Raw genomic sequence first — 18805 nt, 5'->3', positions numbered from 1 at the left:
GGAGGCCACCATGCCACGCAAACCTTTGACAGCGTTGGTACTGCTCACGCTCATCGCCGGGCTCGGCGCGTGCAGCAACAACAAGCGGACCGACGACGACGCCCAGCCCGACACCGACCGGCAGGCGAGCGGCTCGATCGCCACCGACCCGAAGGACTCCAAGGGCCCGGCGGCGGAGATCCCCGGCGCCGGCAAGGGTGGCACCGTCACCGTCCTGCGGCAGAGCAAGGTCTCCCACCTCGACCCGCAGCGCGTGTACTCCTTCGTCGGCCTCACCGCGTCGCAGCTCTACGCGCGGCGGCTCACCACGTACAAGGACGACGGCAAGGGCAAGGTCGTCCTCGTCGGCGACCTGGCCGAGACGCCCGGCACCGACGTCGACAAGAACTGCAAGACCTGGGAGTTCAAGATCAAGGACGGGGTGAAGTTCGAGGACGGCAGCGCCATCACGTCCAAGGAGATCGCCTACGGCATCGCCCGCTCCTTCGACCTCGCGCTGACCGGCGGCCCCACCTACATCCAGGAGTGGCTCGCCGACTCGCCCCAGTTCGACACGAAGTTCAACTTCGCCGCGGACAAGACGGCGCTGCCGCCCGGCCTCACCACCCCGGACCCCAAGACGCTGCGGCTCACCTTCGCCAAGCCGCACTGCGACCTGCCGTTCGCGGCGTCGCTGCCGGCGACCGCGCCCGTGCCGCCGGCCAAGGACACCGGCACCGACTACGACAAGCAGCCGTTCTCCTCCGGCCCCTACAAGCTGACGAAGAACGAGGCCGGCACGCGGCTCACGTTCGAGCGCAACACGTTCTGGGACCCGGCGACCGACGCGATGCGCCACCAGTACCCGGACAGCTACGTCTACGAGTTCGGCGCCAACATCGTCACCCAGACCAACCGCATCATCGCCGACAGCGGCGCCGACGCGGCCGCCGTGTCGTTCAACGGTGTCGACGCCTCGCTGGTGTCCAAGGTGGTCGGCGACCCCACGCTGAAGGCCCGCACCCTGCAGGAGCCGACGCCCAGCGAGTACACGCTGACCATCAACAACAACCGGGTCACCGACCTGAAGGTCCGCCAGGCGCTCAACACCGTCATCGACCGCGACGGCATCGTCAAGACCCTCGGCGGCGACACGGTCGCGCGGGCCGTCACCACGCTCATGCCGCCGGCGACGATCGGCTGGAAGAACTACGAGGCCTACCCGGCCGGCAAGAGCGGCAACCCGGAGAAGGCGAAGGAGCTGCTCGGCGGCAAGAGCGTCGAGCTGGTCCTGGGCTTCCCCGACGACTCCCGCAACCAGGAGCTCAGCACCACCCTGAAGAGCAACCTGGAGAAGGCCGGCTTCAAGATCACGCTGAAGCCGATCGCCGCCGACACGTTCCTCGACGAGACCAAGAAGAAGGACAACCCGTGGGACCTGTACATCGGCTCGTGGGGCGCTGACTGGCCCAGCGGCGCGTCGATCCTGCCGGTGCTCTACGACGGCCGCGCCATCAAGGACGGCGGCAGCAACAACGGCGCGTCCTACCTCAACGCGCCCGCGCTCAACGCCGAGTTCGACCGCATCCTGGCGATGCCCGTCGGCGAGCAGGGCGCCGAGTGGGGCAAGCTCGACGAGAAGATCATGCTGGAGCACGCGCCGGTCGTTCCGCTGTACGTCGACGTCATGTTCACCATCCACGGCTCCAAGGTCGGCGGCCTGTTCATCGACTCGATCTGGGGCAGCGTCGCGGTCACCAACGCCTACGTGAAGCAGTGACGGTTTCGGTCGTGTCGCCGGGCGGGCTGTGCCTGGCGGACGAGCCGCACTACGCGGCCAGCATGATGAAGGTGCCGGTGCTCGTCGCCCTCCACCGGGCGGCGGACGCCGGCACCCTCGACCTCGAAGCCCCGGTGCCGGTCGTCAACGCCTTCACGTCGGCGACCGGCACCCGGTTCTCCTGCGACCCCGGCTACGACAACGAGCACGACGTCTGGGACCGCCTCGGCAGCGCGGCACCGGCCCGCTGGCTGGCCCGCCGCATGATCGTGCGGTCCAGCAACCTCGCGACCAACCTGCTGCTCGCCCTCGTCGGGCTGCCCGCCGTCGCCGAGGCGTGGCGGGTGGCGGGCGCGACCGGCAGCGTCACCGGCCGCGGCATCGAGGACTCCGCCGCCGAGGCGGCCGGGATCACCAACACGGTCACGGCGGCCGACCTCGCCCTGCTGTTCGGCGGGCTCCTCGCCGGGACCGTCGCCTCACCCGCGGCGTGCGCCGAGATGCTCGACGTCCTCGCCGCGCAGGAGCTCCGGGAGGATCTCGCGCTCGGGGTGCCCGCGGGGGTCCGGGTCGCGTACAAGAGCGGCTGGGTCGACGGGGTGCGGCACAGCGCGGGCGTGGTGCTGCCGCCCGACGCGCCGCCCTACGTGCTCGCCGTCTGCACGACCGGCGTGCCCGACGCCGCCGCCGTCATCGCCCGGATCTCGAAGGAAGCGTGGGAGGAGCGCCGGTGACGATCAAGGAGGTGCGCACGCACCGGGTGTCGGCGCCGTTCCACACGCCGTTCGTCACGGCGCTGCGCCGCGCCACCGCCGCCGAGTCGCTGATCGTCGAGGTCGTCGACGGCGACGGGCGCAGCGGCTACGGCGAGGCGCCGCAGGTGTGGCAGGTGACCGGCGGGTCCGTCGCCGGGGCCGAGGCGTGCGTCCAGCAGCTGCTGGGCCCGCTGATCACCGGCCGCGACGCCGACGACCTGACCGGCAATACGCGGCTCGTACAGCGGGCGGCCCAGCGCAACGAGGGCGCCAAGGCGGCCGTCGACGTCGCCCTGCACGACCTCGCCGCGCGCCGCCTCGGCCTGCCGCTCGTCCGGTTCCTCGGGGGCACCGCCACGTCGGTGCCGACCGACGTCACCCTCTCCGCCGGTTCGTTGGTGGACGCCGCCCACGCCCGGGTCGCCGAAGGGTTCCGGGTGCTGAAGGTCAAGGTCGGCGTCGGCGGGGACCTCGCGCGCGTCCGGGAGCTGCGCGCCGCCGTCGGTCCGGACGTGGTGCTGCGCCTGGACGCCAACCAGGGCTGGACCCCGCGCGAGGCCGTCACCGTCATCCGCGGCATCGAAGACGCCGGCCTCGACGTCGAGCTCATCGAGCAGCCCGTCTCCCGGCACGACCTCGACGGGCTCGCCTGGGTCAGCGACCGCGTCGGCGTGCCGATCCTCGCCGACGAGGCCGTGTTCGGCGTCCGCGACCTCGTCGAGGTGATCCGCCGCCGCGCCGCCGACCTCGTCAACGTGAAGCTCGCGAAGTGCGGCGGCATCGGCCCCGCCCGCACCCTGCTCGACCTCGCCATCGCCCACGACATGGGCACCCTGGTCGGCTCGATGATGGAGACCCAGGTCGGCGTCGGCGCGGCCGCCTCGCTGGTCGCCGCTTACGGCACCACCGCCGTCTCCGACCTCGACGCCGCCTGGTGGCTGTCGTCCTCCCCCGTCCAGGGCGGCCCCGTCTACGAGCGGGACCGCGTCCACCTCCCCGAGGCCCCCGGCCTCGGCCTGTCCTTGGAGCAGCGTTGAACGTGGTACGCGTGCCGGTCGCCACCCTGTGGGCCGAGCCGTCGAAGACCCGCCCCTGCGACGCGCTTGCCCTACGCGACGAGCCCGACCTCGCCGGCTGGGTCGCGGCGATGACCCCCGACGAGCAGACCAGCAGCGACGTCGTGACCCAGGCCCTCCTCGGCGACCGGGTCGTCGTCGAGGAGCGCCGCCCCGACGGCTGGTCCAGGGTGACGCTCCCCGGCCAGCACGACTACCCCGGCTGGATCCGCACCGCCCACCTGACCACCGCACCCGCCACGGACGACCGGGCCCCCGCTCCGGCGGCAGAGGCCCCGACCGGCGAGGAGGTCCTGGCCGAGGCCCGGCGCCTGCTGGGCGTTACCTACGTGTGGGGCGGCCTGTCCGCGCACGGCATCGACTGCTCCGGCCTCGTCCACCTCGTCTGGCGGCGCCTCGGCGTCAGCCTCCCCCGCGACGCCCACCAGCAGCAGGCCGCCACGGTCGCGGTGCCGGCCGGCGAGGAGCGCCCCGGCGACCTGTACTTCTTCGCCCACCCCGGCCGCCTTGCCCACCACGTCGGCATCGTGGTGACGCCCGGACACCTGATCCACGCGTCGCAGGGGCGGCACGCGGTCGTCGAGGAGCCGATGCCGCCGGAGCGGGCCGAGACCCTGGCCGGCGCGCACCGCGTGTGATCCGCCTATTGCGGTTCGGTCGATGTCGATGTTGGATGTCGGCAGCGCAAGGAGGCTGCGGTGCTCGCACTGCTCGGCCGGTGGACCGCCGACCACCGGATGCTCGTCCTCGCCGTCTGGGCCGTGATCGCCCTGGCCGGTGCGGTGTTCGGGGGCACGGTCTACGACCGGACCCAGTCGGTGGACGGGCTGCGCCCCGACGTCGAGTCGTCGGTCGCGCGGGAACGCGTCGACCGGCTCGCGCCGGAGGGCGAACGCGTCGTCGCGGTCATCTCGGGGCGCGACTTCAACGCGACCGGGCTCGTCGGCAACGCCAGCCGGGTCATGTTCGACATCCGGGCCATCCCCGGGGTCGCGAAGGTCACCGACGCCTACACCGCCGGGTCCGGCCAGGTCTCCAGCGACAACCAGAGCTCCCTCGTCACCGTCGAGCTGAAACCCGGCCTCAGCGACGAGGAGGCGCTCGCCGTCGCGGACAAGGTCAAGGCCGCGCTGCGCCGCATCGACGCGCCGCGGGTGCTCGTCGGCGGGGAGCTGCTCGCCGAGCGGACATTCGGCGAGCAGGCCGTCAAGGACGCCGCGATCGGCGAAGGGGTCGCGCTCGTCGTGCTGTGCGGGGTCCTCGCCGTCATCCTCCGCGGGATCGTGGCTGGCGGCCTGCCGCTGGTCGCCGCGCTCGGCACGGTCGCCGCGACGCTGCTCGCGCTGGCCGGGCTCGCCGGCGCGGTGCCGGTCAGCGAGTACGCGGTCAACGTCGTCACCCTCCTCGGGCTCGGCCTCGCCGTCGACTACAGCCTGCTGGTCCTCACCAGGTTCCGGGAGGAGCGCGCCGCGCACCGCAAGGCGGCGCTGCCGGACCTCCTCGCCACCACCGTCGCGACCGCCGGGCGGGCCGTGCTCGTCTCCGGGCTCGCCGTGGGCGCCGCGCTGGCCGGGCTGTTCGCGTTCGCGGAGCCGCTGCTCGCCGCGATGGCGCTCGGTGGCGCGCTCGTCGTCTGTCTCGCCACCGCCGCCGGCCTCACGCTGGTCCCGGCCCTGATCGCGGTCGCGCACCAGAGGATCCCGGCATTGGCGGTACCGACGCGGAAACAGCGACCCGGAGTCCTGGCGCGGCTCGCCGCATCCGCGCAGCGACGCCCCGCGGCCGTGGCACTCGGCGTGACCGCCGGGCTGGTCCTGCTGAGCCTGCCCCTGCTGCACCTCACCCTCGCCAACTCCGACGCCCGGTCGCTGCCCACGAAGAGCGAGGAGCGGCTCGCATACGAGGCGGTCGAGCGCGACTTCGCCAAGTGGACGACCCAGCCCGTCACGGTCCTCATCGAGGGCGGCGCCGGCGACGCGCCGGTGGTGCCGGTGCTGGAGCGGATCCGCGCCCTGACCGGCGAGGCCGAGCTCGACCTGCGCACCGGCCTGCCCGCCGGCGTCACCGTGGTCGACCTGCACCCGGCCGGGTCCGGCGAGCGCCTCGTCGGCCAGGTGCGCGCCATCGACACGAAGGTGCCGGTGCTCGTGGCCGGCCCCGCCGCCGAGCTCATCGACGCGCGGGAGTCGACCCGGTCCAGGCTGCCGATCGCGATCGCGGTCATCGTCGTCGCCACCGCGATCCTGCTGTTCGCGCTCACCCGCTCGGTCGTGGTGCCGGTGAAGGCGCTGTGCATGAACGTCCTTACGCTCGTCGCCACCCTCGGCGTGCTCGTCGCCGTCTTCCAGTGGGGCTGGGGGTCGGCGCTGCTCGGGTTCGAGCCGTGGGGCGCGCTGGACATCACCACGCCGCTGCTGCTGTTCGTGTTCATCTTCGGCCTGTCGATGGACTACGAGGTGTTCCTCCTCGCCCGCATCAAGGAGGAATGGGACGCCCGTGCCGGCGACGACCGGGCCGCGAACGACCGTGCGGTGCTCGCCGGGATCACCGCGACCGGGCCCGTCGTCACCACGGCCGCCCTGGCGATCGGCATCGTCTTCCTCGGCTTCGCGCTCGGCGACCTGATCGCGGTGAAGGAGATCGGCGTCGGCATGACCGTCGCCGTGCTGCTGGACGTCACCGTGGTCCGCGGGCTGCTGCTGCCCGCCACCATGTCGCTGCTCGGCACCGCGAACTGGTGGCGGCCGGGCTTGAAGCCGGGTGGCACACTTCGCTCACGGGGGAGCTTGCCTCACAGGGAAGTGACAAGCGGGAGGTAGGACGATGCGCCGGCCGTTCGTGGCCCGCGACCCGGAGCGGGCCGTCGTCGAACGCACGATCACCGGCGCGGAGCCCGGCGGGGCGCTGCTCATCGGCCCGGCGGGCATCGGCAAGAGCCGGCTCGCCGACGAGGTCGTCACCGCCGCCGGCCGGCAGGGGCACCACGCCATGCGGGTGCACGCGTCGGAGGCGGCGCGGGAGCTGCCGCTCGGCGCGCTCGGCCCGCTGCTGCCGGCGCAGCCGCCGAAGGACGTCGCGGCCGTGCTGCGGGCGCTGGTCCCCGGGCACGGGCGGGGGCTGCTGTTCGTCGACGACGTCGACCTGCTCGACCCGATGTCGGCGGCCACGGTGCACCAGATCGTCGCCAACGGTCTCCTCGACGTCGTCGCCACCGTCCGCGCCGGCGTCGAGCTGCCCGCGTTCGTCACCGCGCTCATGCGCACCGGGCGGCTGGAGCGCGTCGACCTCGGCCCGCTGACCGCGGCGGGCGTCGCCGAGCTGGTCGCCGCCGTCCTCGACGGGCCGGTCTCCAGCATCACCGTCGCGCACGTGCAGCGGCTGTCGGCGGGCAACCCGCTGTATGTGCACGAGCTGCTGACCGACGCGGTCGAGTCGGGCGCGCTCGCCGTCGTCGACGGCCTGTGGCACCTGCGGCAGCTGCCGGCCGCGTCGCCCCGGCTGACGGACCTGCTCAACGCCCGGCTGCGCAGCACGAGCCGGCGGGAGCGGCTGGCCCTGGAGCTGCTGGCGATCGCCGGACAGCTCGGTCTTTCGCAGGTGTACGGGCTGAGCGACCACGACGCCGTCGAAGGGCTCGAACGGCGCGGGCTGATCACCGTCCGGCAGGACGGCCGGCGCACGCATGCCGCGCTCGCGCACCCGCTCTACGGGGAGATCCTGCGCACGACCCTGCCGGTGTCCGTCCGTCTGCGGCACAGCCGCACCCTCGCCGACCTGTGGGAGCGCACCGGCGCGCGGCGCCGCGAGGACCTGCTGCGCTGGGCGGTGTGGCGGCTCACCGGCGGCGGGCCGGTCAACGCGGCGTGGATGACCGAGGCGGCCCGCCTCGCCACCCTGCTGCGGGCCCGGGTCGCCGTCCGGGAGCGCCTGGCCAGGCACGCGTGGCGGGCGACCGGCGCGGCGGAGGCGGGGCTGCTGCTCGCGGCGGCGCAGTTCGACGCGGGACGGTCCGGCGACGGCTACGCGGTCCTCGACCGGATCGCCGCGACCGCCGGCACCGACGAGGACCGGGCCGGTGCCGCGCTCGCCCGGGCGTTCTACCTCGGGTGGGGCGCCGGCCGGCTCGACGAGGCCCTCGCCACCCTGGAGCGGGCCGGGACGGTGGTCACCGACCCGCAGTGGCGGGCGGCGCTCACCACGCAGCGCAGCATGCTGCTCGCCGCGTCGGGCGCCCCGGACGACGCACTGGCCCTGCTGGAGCCGGTCCTCGGCGCCGACGGTGCCCTCTCCCTCCAGGCGTCGGCGGCCGGGGGTCTGGCGTACATGCTGGCCGGCCGGTTCCCGGAGGCGATCCGCCTGGCCCGCCGCGCGCACCGGCTCGCGACCAGCGCCGAGCGCCCGCACCAGGACATCGGCGTCCTGCCCGGTCTCGCCGGGCTGTGCGTGCGGGTGACGACCGACGCGGGCCACGTCGCCGACGCCCGCCGCTTCGGCGAGACGGTCCTGCGGACCGCCGCGGGCAAGGGCGACGCGCACGGCCTCGCCTGGATCACGGCGGGCCTGGCGAGCCTCGAGCTGCCGGCCGGTGACCTCGAGGCCGCCCGCGGCCACGCGATCGAGGCCGCCGCCTACTTCCGGCAGGTCAGCTCGCCGATCGGGCTCGGCTGGGTGCTCGCCATCGGGCTGCTCGTCGCCGTCCACGAGGGCGACCCGGCCCGGGCGGCGACGATCGCGGCGGAGCTGGCCGCGACCCGGCCCGAGCAGCGGCAGGTGCAGCTGTACCACTACGAGATCGACCGGGCGCTCGCCTGGCACGAGACGCTGACCGGCGACCCGGAACGGGCCCGGCACCGGCTCGCGGCGCGGGCCAGGCACTGGTGGGACCGGGGCGCGCTGCTGCCCGGCGTCGTGCTCTGCAACGACCTGGCCAGGCTCGGCGGCGCCCGGCAGGCCGCGGCGATCCTCGGCGACGTTCCGTCCGGATGGCCGCTCGGCGAGGCCGTCGCGGCGTTCGTGCGGGCGATGGCCGGCGGCGACGGCCCCGGGCTGGAGGCGGCGGCCCGGCGCTTCGACGAGCTCGGGTTCACCGTGTACGCGGCGGACGCGGCGGCGGCCGCCTGGGCGGTGAAGGGCTCCGTCCGGGACGTCAACCGGCTCGCCGCCGCCGTCGCCGCCTACACGGCCCGCTGCCCGGGGCTGCGCACCCCGCTGCTGGCCGCGGTCGACGCCGAGCACCGGCTCACCCCGCGGGAGCGGGAGATCGCCTCGCTCGCCGCCGCCGGGTTCAGCAACCGGGACATCGCGGAGCGGCTGACGCTGTCGTTCCGCACGGTCGAGAACCACCTGGCCCGCGTCTACCTCAAGCTCGGCCTGCACGGCCGCAACGAACTGAGTGGTGCGCCACCGCGAATCTGAGTGGCCGCCACTCATGACGCTGCGCATACTGTACAGCCACTGTGTGCCGAGCATGTTTCGTCGTGCTGCCTGACCGCGCCACCGCGCGGGCCGGCCGCGCGGCGACGAAACGATGACATCTGGGGGCGGACGGTGACCGTCGACGCGACGTTCGGGCAGCTCGTGAAGACCCGGCGGCGCGCGCTCGACCTGACCCAGCAGGACCTCGCCAGCCAGGTCGGCTACTCGGTCATCACCATTCGCAAGGTGGAGACCGACGAGCGCCGGCCGTCGCGCGAACTGGCCGAGCGGCTCGCGAAGTGCCTGCACATCGCGCCCGAGCGGCAGGGCGCGTTCATCGGGCTGGCCCGCCGCCAGGCCGACTGGGTCGACGACCGCGACACCCCCACCAACCTGCCGACGCCGCCGACCCGTCTCATCGGCCGCGGCCACGAGCAGGCCGCGGTGCGCACCGAGCTGCTGCGGCAGGACAGCCGGATGCTGACGCTCGTCGGCCCGCCCGGGATCGGCAAAAGCCGGCTCAGCGTCGAGGTCGCGGCGGAGGTACGGCCGCTGTTCCCCGACGGCGTGCACTTCGTGGCGCTCGCCCCGCTCGGCGACGAGGCGCTGCTGGTGCCGAGCATCGCCACCGCCCTCGGCGTTCGTGAGGTGCCCGGCACGCCGCTGGGCACGGCGCTGCTGGACCACCTGCGGACCCGGCGGCTGCTGCTCCTGCTCGACGACTGCGAGCACCTGCCGGGCGCGGCGCGGCTGGTCGCGGAGATGCTGTCGGCCGGCCCGCAGCTGCGGGTCCTGGCGACCAGCCGGGCGCCGCTGCACCTGCGGGGCGAGCGTCTGTTTCCCGTGCCGCCGCTGCGGCTGGCGGACGACGGGCCGGCGCTGACCGCGGAGACGGCCGCCCGCGCCGCCGCCGTCGAGCTGTTCGTCGAACGCGCCCACGCCGTCGACCCGCACTTCGCCCTCACCGACGCCAACGCCGCCGACGTCGCCGCGATCTGCGCCGGCGTCGACGGACTGCCCCTCGCGATCGAGCTGGTCGCGGCGCGGATCACGCTGCTGAGCCCGCCGGCGATCCTGTCCCGCCTCTCCGACCGCCTCGCCCTGCTCACCGACGGGCCGCGGGACCTGCCGGAGCGGCAGCAGACGCTGCGGCGGACGATCGACTGGAGCTACGACCTGCTCGGCCCGGCGGAGCAGCGGCTCTTCGCGCGGCTGGCGGTCTTCACCGGCGGCTGCACCGTCGCCAGCGCCGAACAGGTCGCCGGCCTCGACGGCGAGCGGCCCGGGGCGATCCTGCACGGGCTGACCGGCCTCGCCGACAAGAACCTCGTCCGGCAGGAGGTCCGCGGCGACGGCGAACGCTACGCCGTCTTCTTCGACATGATCCGCGAGTACGCCCTGGAGCGGCTCGCCGCGTCCGGCGAGGAGGACCGGATCCGCGCCGCGCACGCCCGCTACTTCCTCGACCTGGCCGAGATCGCCTACGGGCAGCTCGGCGGCGCCGCGCAGGAACAGTGGCTGAGCCGTCTGGACGCCGAGCACAACAACCTGCGCGCCGCCCTGGAGTGGCACGTGCAGAGCGACGACGCCGAGGGCGGGCTGCGGCTCGTGGCGGCGCTGTGGAAGTTCTGGCACATCCGCTCCCACCACACCGAGGCGGGCCGGTGGACGACCCTGGCGCTGCACCTGACCGGCGAGCACGACCCGGCGGTCCGCGCGCGCGTGCTCTACGGCGCCGGCTGGATCGCCGTCGACCGCGGCGACCACCTCCTGGCCCGCGCCTGCTTCGGCGAGAGCCTCAACCTGTGCCGGCGGCTCGGCGACCCGCGCGGGATCGCGGAGGCGCTGCACGGCGTCGGCGTGATGCTGCAGGCGTCCGGCTCCGGCCGGCAGGCGCTCACCCTGTTCGAGGAGAGCCTGGAGCTGTACCGCGGGCTCGGCGACGACGAGGGCATCGCCTGGTCGCTGGACCATCTGGGCGAGGGCCGGCTCGCGCTCGACGACCCGGCCGGCGCGGAGGCGCTGTTCGAGGCGGCGCACACCATCTTCGGCCGCCTCGGCCACGCGTGGGGCGCCGTCATCACCCTCGACCACCTCGGCCTCGCCGGCCTGGTCCAGGGCGACCACGCGGCGGCCGAGGAGCGCTTCGCGCGGGCGCTGGAGCTCTTCGGCGAGCTCGGCAGCACGTGGGGCGTGGCGACCGCGGTCGCCCACCTCGGCCGGGCCGCCCTCGCCGCCGGCGACCTGCAACGCGCCAGGGAGTGCTTCGGCCGCTGCCTGGCCCTCAACCGTGCGGAGGCCGACCGTGACGGCGTCGTGCGCTCGCTCGCCGGCCTGGCGGGCGTGGCGATCGTGGAACACGACCTGGAACGCGCGGCCGGCCTCTTCGGCGCGATCTCCGCGGTGTCACGCGTGCTCATGGACCCGGTGGAGCGGGCCTGCCAGGCGCGTGACCTCGCCGTGGTCCGGCGGCACCTGGGCGACGAGCGCGTCGCCCGGGCGTGGGCGCGGGGCGCGGCGGGCGGACTGGACGCCCAGCACGAACAGGTGGGTACCGGCTGACCCGCCGGTGCCCACCACCTCCACCCCGGCGGCGCCGCCCGGGACGTTCGTGCCGATCGTTGGCAGGGGTTTCGAAACGGTCGACGGTGGTGTGGGTACCGGAGGACCATCGCGGACAACTTGGGAGCGCTCCCAGGTGCCGGTCCGGCATGGGCTGGTTTCCCACCTCCGCCAAGGTGAGGTTCGTATGCGCTCCATGCAGTGGTACAGGGACATCCTGCTCGCCGGCAGCGTACGGGTACGCGTCGACTCGGCGGTGTGGACGGTCGACCCGCTCGCCACCGACCGCAACCAACCGGATCCGCTTGCAGAAGGGCGTCGGCTACGCCGAACTCGACTACGTCGAACTCACGAAGACCGACGCCTGACCGGTCGTCGATGGCGAAGGGGCGCCCCCTGGATCCGGTGGGCGCCCCTTCGCCGGTCAGGTCACTTGTAGGTGATGTCGCTCTTGTTCACCTTGCAGTTGGCGTCGTTCCAGCCCTCGCCGAGGTAGGTCGGCTCGGAACCCTTGCTGACGCCTTTGTACTTGCCGCACACCGTGGTGCTGGAGCCGTTGTAGACCGTGACCCGCGTGATCGTCGCGGTGTCGCCCCAGTTGGAGTTGATGCCGGCGACCATGTCCACGTCGTCGACGATCACGTTGTCGATCCGCACGTGCCGCTGGTACGAGCTGGAGCAGTTCCCGCACGCCCGGTACAGCTTGCCGGTGCCCTTGAGGTAGAAGCCGCTGATGCTCACGGTGCCGTTGCCGTTGTGCTGGAACGTCTTGTCGGAGCCCGACCGGGCGCCGCCGCCGATCACGTACGAGGTGCCGCCGCCGGTGCCCTTGAACGTGGCGGCGTCCTCACCGATGTCGTTCCACCACACGTTCCTGAGCGTGCAGGTGCCTTCGCAGTGCACACCGTCGCCGGCGGGCGAACCCAGGATCACGTTCTGCAGCGTGCCACCGTTGGCGATCTTGAACATCGGGTCCTGGCTCTCCGACTGGCCACCGTCACCAATGCAGCAGTAGGTCTTCATGCCGCCGTCGAACGTGCCGGAGACGTTGACCGTGCCGGAGATCTTCACGTTGCCCTGCGATGCCGGCCACGACGTGGTCGGGTTGCCGCCACCGCCACCGGTCGAGGTGGGCGTCGGGTTGCCGGTGGGGTTCGACGTCGGGTTCGAGCCGCCGCCGGAGTACGTCTCGAACTCGGCGATCCGCGGCGCGCCGGACGCGCTCGTGATCTCGAAGGTGATCTTCTTCAGCGAGACCGAGGAGAAGTTGATGGTGCTCGGGCTGCCGCTGCCGCTGGCCAGGACGGCACTCGTGTCGTGGTTGAGGATCCGCCAGGCGCCGATGGACCCACCGCCCGATGCCTGCCGGATGACCGCCGAGGCCACCGTCGTCGCGCTGCCCCACTTGATCGAGATCGATCCGGTTGAGCCGTCCGGCGACCAGTAGGTGCCGGTGTTGCCGTCTTTGACATTGCCGTAGCTGGTGCCGCTGGCCTTACTGGAGCCGTCGGCGCCGGCGCTGAGGCTCAGGTTGTCGGCTGCCGCGGCTTGGGGCATCTGCAGCGTCAGCGTGACACCGGCGGCTGCGACCGCGGCGGCTCCCGCAGCTAGCCACCGTACGGCGACTGGTCGTCTCATCCGTGCCTCACCTTCCGAGAGTGGACCGCTCCCCGACCATGGCGGGAAAGCGCTTTCCTGGGAACGTAGGTACGAGTCGATGCCGGGGCAATCGGGTGTCCGGTATCACCCGTTTATCGGCGCGACCAACCGTGAAAATTGCAGGCTATGCCCGCCCGAAGGCGTACGGCGAGCCGGAGACCGGCTCCGCGAACAGACCATGCTCGCGGGCGAAGGCGACCACCCTGAGGCAGTCAGCGCCGCTGCCGACATGGACGTACCGGTCCCGGCCGACGTGAACGATCGCCATCGTGATCGGGTGGCAGCGCTGCGTTATAGTGCGCGGCAAACGTCTGCTGAAACCTCGATCCGTGGAGGACCATTCACCGTGAACGACACCGGTTCGGTCGAAGGTCTGGGGCTCGCCGAAGCGATCGAAGTGCTCCGCGAGGAGGTCCTGCGCGCGCGGGCCGCCGGGGCGGACGCGGCAGTCCAGCTGCCGGTGGAGTCCATCACCGTGGAGCTGACGGTCACCGCGTCGCGGTCGGTGAACGGCAAGGCCGGGTTCAAGGTCCCGTTCGTGGAGGTCGACCTCGGCGGTGGTGCCGGCCGGGCCCACGGCGTCGAGCAGCGGGTGACGGTGGTCTTCGGCGCCCCCGTCGACCGGCAGGGCAGACCGGTCAAGGTCGCGCGCACGGAGGATCAGGTCAAGGGGTAACCGGTGACCGCCGTCCCGCTCGCCAGCCGGCTGGTGGAGGTCATCGCCGAGCTGGGTGACGGTCGCCCCCGGTACGGTTCCGGCTGCATCGTGGCCGGAAGGACCGTCCTCACCGCGGCGCACGTCGTTGCCGGCGCCGTCAGCGTCACCATCCGGGACGTTCGTAAGATCACCTATGCGGCGTTCGTCGATCCGCGGTTCACCGGCGATCCTTACGGTCCGGGACCGGACCTGGCCCTGCTCGAAGCGGCGACGGGGGCACCGGAGCTGGAGCCTGTCGGACTGGCCCGCGTCGACCGCGACGCCCCGGCACCGACGGTGATCGAGGGGTGCCACGCCTACGGGTACCCGGGCTTCGCCGAGGTGACGGGTGACGACGTGATCCGCGAGACCGTCGACGCCGTCGGCGTCGTGGCGCCGCTGTCGAAGCTGGCCAGCGGGCTGCTGAGCATGGTCGTGACGATCACGCCGGCCGAGCTCGACCCGCGGCTCGCCGGGCCCGACGATTCGCCCTGGTCGGGCATGTCCGGTGCGCCGGTCATCGCCCACGGCCGACTGTTCGGCGTCGTGGTCGAACATGGCCGGCTCGAGGGTTCGTCGGCGGTCACCGTGGTGCCGCTGACCGCGCTCGAGGCCGACCCGGGCCACCCACGATGGGGCCCGGGCGTCGCTGACCCGGCCGGATGGTGGTCGCGACTCGGGGTGACCGGCATCGGGGACCTGTCGACGCTCACCGGCACGGCCGGGCTCGGAGCGACCAGCTCTGCCTACCTCGCGCAGGTCGCGCGGATCGCGCCGACCGAGCTGCTCGACCGCGAGCAGGAGCTCACCGACCTGCGGGAGTTCTGCGTCGCCCCCGGGCGCGGACCGTACCTGTGGCTGCGGGCCCCGGCCTGGGTCGGCAAGTCGGCGCTCATGGCCTGGTTCGTGCTGCACCCGCCGCAGGGCGTCCGGATCGTGTCGTTCTTCGTCACCGCGCGGCTGGCCCGCCAGGACGACAGCGTGGCATTCGCGGACGTCGTGCTGGAGCAGCTCCTCACCCTCCTGGGCCATCCGGTGCCACCGCTGCTGACGGAGGCGACCCGCGAGTCGTTCCTGCTGACGAAGCTCGACGAGGCGGCCGCGGTCTGCCAGGCCCGCGGCGAACGGCTCGTCCTGGTCGTCGACGGCCTCGACGAGGACCGCGGCACCGCCGGACCCGACGGGCACAGCATCGCCGCCCTGCTGCCCGCGCGCCCGGTCGCCGGCCTCCGCGTCGTGGTCACCGGCCGGCCGCACCCACCGCTGCCGCCGGACGTGCCGCCCAGGCACGCGCTGCGCGACCCGGCGATCGTCGTCACGCTGACGCAGTCACCACACGCGGCCGGCATCCGGGAGCGGGCGCAGGGCGAGCTCAAACGGCTGCTCACCGCCGACGGTCCCGACCGTGACCTGCTGGCGCTGGTCGCCGCGGCCGGCGGCGGGCTGAGCGCCGGCGATCTGGCCGAGCTGACCGACCTCGAGGAGTGGCAGGTACGAGACCGGCTCGGCGCGGTGCCCGGACGGACGTTCGCCGTGCGCCAGGGTACTTGGCACGCCGAGACCGCGACCGAAACCTACGTGCTCGGTCACGAGGAACTCCAGCTCGACGCGATCGCGCTGCTCGGGCCACGGGCGATCGACGGCTACCGGCAGCGCCTGACCGCCTGGGCCGACGGCTATCACCACCGGGACTGGCCCGCCGACACACCGTCGTACCTGCTGCAGGGGTACTTCGCGTTGCTCCGCACGACGCATGAGGTGGACCAGCTGGTCGAGCTGGCGACCAGTCCGGCGCGGCACGCGCGGCTGCTGGCACGCTCGGGCGCGGACAGCGCGGCCCTGACGGAGATCGCCATGACGCAGGAGGCGCTGCTCACCGAACGGCGCCGCAACCTCGTCGCCCTGGCCCGGCTGGCGGTGCACCACGAGATTCTGGCCCGGCGCAACCGCAACATCCCCGTGGAACTTCCCGCCCTGTGGGCCCGCCTCGGCTTGTTCGTGCGGGCCGAGGCGCTGGCGCAGTCGATCCCGGATCGTGAGCAACGGCAGGCGGCACTGGACGCCGTCGCCGACGTCGCGGCGCCGTCGCGCCCGACCGGCGCCGAGGACGCGGTCCTCGACACGCTCGAGCCGGACCCCCGCGCGGACGTCGAGCTCCTGATAGAGGCCGCCGGCGAGGCGCTCAATGTCGGCGCGCGGGCCCGGGCAGCGGAGCTGCTGACAGCGGCGGAGGAAGCCGCGGACACCAGCACCGACCCCGGGCAGCGAGCGGAACTGCGGAAGCTCGTGAAGGCCGCACGCAAGACCGCACGCAGACGCGCGGCCGAACCGAGCACCGACCTGGTCGACCGCTTCACCGCTGACCGGTTCACCTTCAAACTCCTCGCCGAGGCCGCCGCAGCCGAAGGCGCCTTCGACCGCGCGGAGGCGCTCGCCGCTTCGATCCACGACCGCCGCGACAGATCCGAGACATACGCGTCGATCGCCCGTCACCTCGTCGACGCCGCTCAACTGGACCGTGCCGAGAGGCTCGCCCAACTGATCACCACCGACGACGGACGAGCGTTGACCCTGCGACACATCGCCACAGCCGCGGTCATCCACGGCGACCTTCGCCGTGCGCAGCGGATCGCCGCGGTGCAGGAGCCCGGTGTCCTCGTCGATGTGGCACGGACCGCACACGAGCACGGCAACGCCCGGTGGGGCCGGCGGATCCTCACCGACGCGGTCACCCACGCCGCCGATGCGGGCTCCTGGGAGCGTTTCACGGCGCTGATGCCGGCACTCGCAGAGCTCGACGGCGTCGAACAGGGACTGGCGCTGGCGTTCACCGTGCCCGATCCGGTACGCCGGATGAGCGCTGTCGCGGCCGTCGCAGCGAGTCGAAACTCCGACGACACGACCCGTGCGGCGCTTGCGGCGGCGATGGTGTGGCCGGTCACCCGCGACAGCTGGGAGTGGGACGCCTGGGTCGGCGCGGTGCGCACCCTGGCGGCGTCGGGCGGCGTCGTCGAGGCCGAGGCCGCGGCGCGGCTCGCCCTGCCGGGCGGGGACGCGCAGGCGCTGGTCGCGGTCGCAGCCGTCAAGATGCAGCGCGGCGACCCTGCCGGCGCCCGCGCGTCCCTGGCGGACGCTGTCGATGTGGCGGCGCTGCCGCCGACGCACGGCCGGCGCGACGTGCTCAACGATGCGCTCCGGTCGCTGGCGGAACTCGGCGCCGTCGACCAGGCGAGCGCGGCGGCTCGACGGGCCCACGACTATTGGCGACGAGACGCGGCGCTGGCCTCGGTTGTCGACGGGGCGGTCCGCGCCGGGCGACTCGACGAGGCAGCTCGCGTGGAGGCGCTGATGGGAGTCTCGTTCGATCGTTCGAAGGCACGACAGCGCATTCTCAGCGCGCATCTCGACAACCGTGACTACGCCTCCGCGGTCGCCTATGCCGAGCGCTTCGGCGAGGGACAAAGCACGGTCCGCACCGCGATGCATGCGGCGCTGGACAACGGCGATCTCAGTGCGGCCGCCGACCTTGCCCGTGGCACCGGCAAGCCGGAACTGCTGATCCCGGTCGCCGACGAGGCGATCGAACGAGGCGACCCGGAGCGGGCCCGGGTGCTGCTCGAAGAGGCGGAGACCGGGACCCGCTCGGCGCCCGACCCCCAATGGCAGGTCAGAGCACTCACGACCGCAGCGTGGGCGCTGACGGCCGACCTCGACCGGATGCTCGCCCTGACGTCTGCCGCCGAGCACGCCGCCCGCCGCATCAGCGACCCGACGGCGCAGGCCGCCGCATTGGTCGAGATCGCCGCGGTCGCCGACGCGCCGCGGGCCACCGCGTTGCTCGACGAGGCAGCGGCCCTCACGACGATCCCGTGCACCTGGGCCGAGGCGATCGCCGCCCGGGCCGGCGACCCGCAGCACCTCAACCGGGTCCTGGACCGGCTCACCCAGCTGGTGTCGGTGATCGCGAACCCGCACGACCGGGTCCGGGCGGCACAGACGACGGTGGAGACCGCGATCGGCGGCGGCGAGCTGGACAAGGCCCTGGCGGCCGCACGGTCGATCGAGCATCCAGACCAGCTGGCGTACTCGCTCATCGACGTGGCCCGGGCCGGCGCCGAGTCCGGCCGGTTCGACTGGGCGCTGGAGGTCTCGGCCGTGATCGGGATTCCGGACCGGCAGACCGACGCGCTCGTCCAGGTGGCCGGCCTGGCCGCTGCCAAGGGCGACCTCGGCATCGCCCAGCGAGCGGCCGCGCTGATCACCGTCCCGTTCGGCAGGGCGGCGGCCGTGCTCGCCACGGTGCGACACGCGGCCGCCGACGGCGACCTCGACGTGCTGTCAGGCCTCGCGGCCCGGATCGACGAGCCGGCCAGCCGGCGGTTCGCGCAGCAGATCATCGCGACCGAGTCGAAGGCCAGAGCGGCGGCCGGGCGGGCCGGCCGGTCACCGCGGCGCGGGGACGACGACCTGGGACGAGCCGAGGCGGCGGCGCACGCGGTGACCGAACCGTTGCCCCGCCTCACCGCCCTGCTCAACGTCATCGCCCGGGCCCGCACCGGAGGGCGGCTCGACCTCATCGGCGCCCTCGTCGACGACGTCGTCGACACCGTTCGCACGATCGACGACCCGGACCAGCACGCCGCCGCCCTGCTCCGGTTCATCCAGACGGTGCCCGAACACCCGTCGTGCGCCGACCTGATCGCCGAGACCCTGCGCGACGGCCCGGCGACCACCGCACTCGATGCGCTGGCCCGCATCCACCGCCCCGCCGCCACCGCCGCCGCCGACGAACTGCTGACCCTGCTCGTCTGAGCCCACTGGACGCCGGCGCGCGACCCGCGGCACGAGCGCGCACCCGGATGAAACGTGGATGCCGGTTCCG

General features: G+C 73.5%; 10 protein-coding genes. 9 read left to right on the top strand and 1 reads right to left on the bottom strand.

Annotation, left to right across the window (positions count from 1 at the left end; all coding sequences use genetic code 11):
- The first annotated feature begins 10 nt into the window (after nt 1–10).
- The 7 genes from AB0I21_RS06650 (at nt 11) to AB0I21_RS06620 (ending at nt 11567) form a co-directional block, all read left to right on the top strand.
- On the top strand, nt 11–1759 hold the full coding sequence (locus tag AB0I21_RS06650) for an ABC transporter substrate-binding protein (RefSeq protein ID WP_360559428.1): 1749 nt from the start codon (nt 11–13) through the stop codon (nt 1757–1759).
- Nucleotides 1756–2493 (top strand): serine hydrolase, encoded by a 738-nt coding sequence (locus AB0I21_RS06645; protein ID WP_360559427.1) that lies wholly within the window; start codon nt 1756–1758, stop codon nt 2491–2493. Before AB0I21_RS06650 ends, AB0I21_RS06645 begins: the two co-directional genes overlap by 4 nt.
- Nucleotides 2490–3551: a dipeptide epimerase gene (locus AB0I21_RS06640; RefSeq protein ID WP_360559426.1), complete on the top strand. Its 1062-nt coding sequence runs from the start codon at nt 2490–2492 to the stop codon at nt 3549–3551. The genes AB0I21_RS06645 and AB0I21_RS06640 overlap by 4 nt, the downstream gene beginning before the upstream one ends.
- A gap of 2 nt (nt 3552–3553) precedes the next feature.
- Nucleotides 3554–4228 (top strand): C40 family peptidase, encoded by a 675-nt coding sequence (locus AB0I21_RS06635; RefSeq protein WP_360559462.1) that lies wholly within the window; start codon nt 3554–3556, stop codon nt 4226–4228.
- 60 nt (nt 4229–4288) lie between these two features.
- The gene (locus AB0I21_RS06630; protein ID WP_360559425.1) at nt 4289–6409 is read left to right on the top strand and encodes an MMPL family transporter; all 2121 of its coding nucleotides are present in this window, start codon (nt 4289–4291) and stop codon (nt 6407–6409) included.
- 4 nt (nt 6410–6413) lie between these two features.
- A complete protein-coding gene (locus AB0I21_RS06625) occupies nt 6414–9005 on the top strand; it encodes a LuxR C-terminal-related transcriptional regulator (protein ID WP_360559424.1) in 2592 nt (863 codons plus the stop codon).
- A gap of 132 nt (nt 9006–9137) precedes the next feature.
- Nucleotides 9138–11567, top strand: a complete 2430-nt coding sequence (locus AB0I21_RS06620; protein WP_360559423.1) for a tetratricopeptide repeat protein — start codon at nt 9138–9140, stop codon at nt 11565–11567.
- Nucleotides 11568–11996: 429 nt separating this feature from the next.
- Here the strand turns inward: AB0I21_RS06620 and AB0I21_RS06615 are convergent, their stop codons facing one another.
- Nucleotides 11997–13205: a pectate lyase gene (locus AB0I21_RS06615; protein WP_360559422.1), complete on the bottom strand. Its 1209-nt coding sequence runs from the start codon at nt 13203–13205 to the stop codon at nt 11997–11999.
- Between the two features lie 79 nt (nt 13206–13284).
- Between AB0I21_RS06615 and AB0I21_RS06610 the strand changes: the two genes are divergently transcribed.
- The gene (locus AB0I21_RS06610; protein WP_360559421.1) at nt 13285–13902 is read left to right on the top strand and encodes a trypco2 family protein; all 618 of its coding nucleotides are present in this window, start codon (nt 13285–13287) and stop codon (nt 13900–13902) included.
- A 3-nt stretch (nt 13903–13905) separates the two neighbouring features.
- Nucleotides 13906–18735 carry a trypsin-like peptidase domain-containing protein gene (locus AB0I21_RS06605; protein WP_360559420.1) on the top strand — a complete coding sequence of 1610 codons (4830 nt, stop codon included), beginning with the start codon at nt 13906–13908 and terminating at the stop codon, nt 18733–18735.
- Nucleotides 18736–18805: the final 70 nt, after the last annotated feature.

The organism is Dactylosporangium sp. NPDC050588 (genome assembly GCF_040654975.1).
GTDB lineage: Bacteria > Actinomycetota > Actinomycetes > Mycobacteriales > Micromonosporaceae > Dactylosporangium > Dactylosporangium maewongense.
This window is presented reverse-complemented; position numbering and strand designations above follow the sequence as displayed.

Coding starts and splice junctions, on each gene's coding strand:
- AB0I21_RS06650 (WP_360559428.1), top strand. CDS start 11: ATGCCACGCAAACCTTTGACAGCGTTGGTACTGCTCACGCTCATCGCC.
- AB0I21_RS06625 (WP_360559424.1), top strand. CDS start 6,414: ATGCGCCGGCCGTTCGTGGCCCGCGACCCGGAGCGGGCCGTCGTCGAA.
- AB0I21_RS06615 (WP_360559422.1), bottom strand. CDS start 13,205: ATGAGACGACCAGTCGCCGTACGGTGGCTAGCTGCGGGAGCCGCCGCG.
- AB0I21_RS06610 (WP_360559421.1), top strand. CDS start 13,285: ATGCCGGGGCAATCGGGTGTCCGGTATCACCCGTTTATCGGCGCGACC.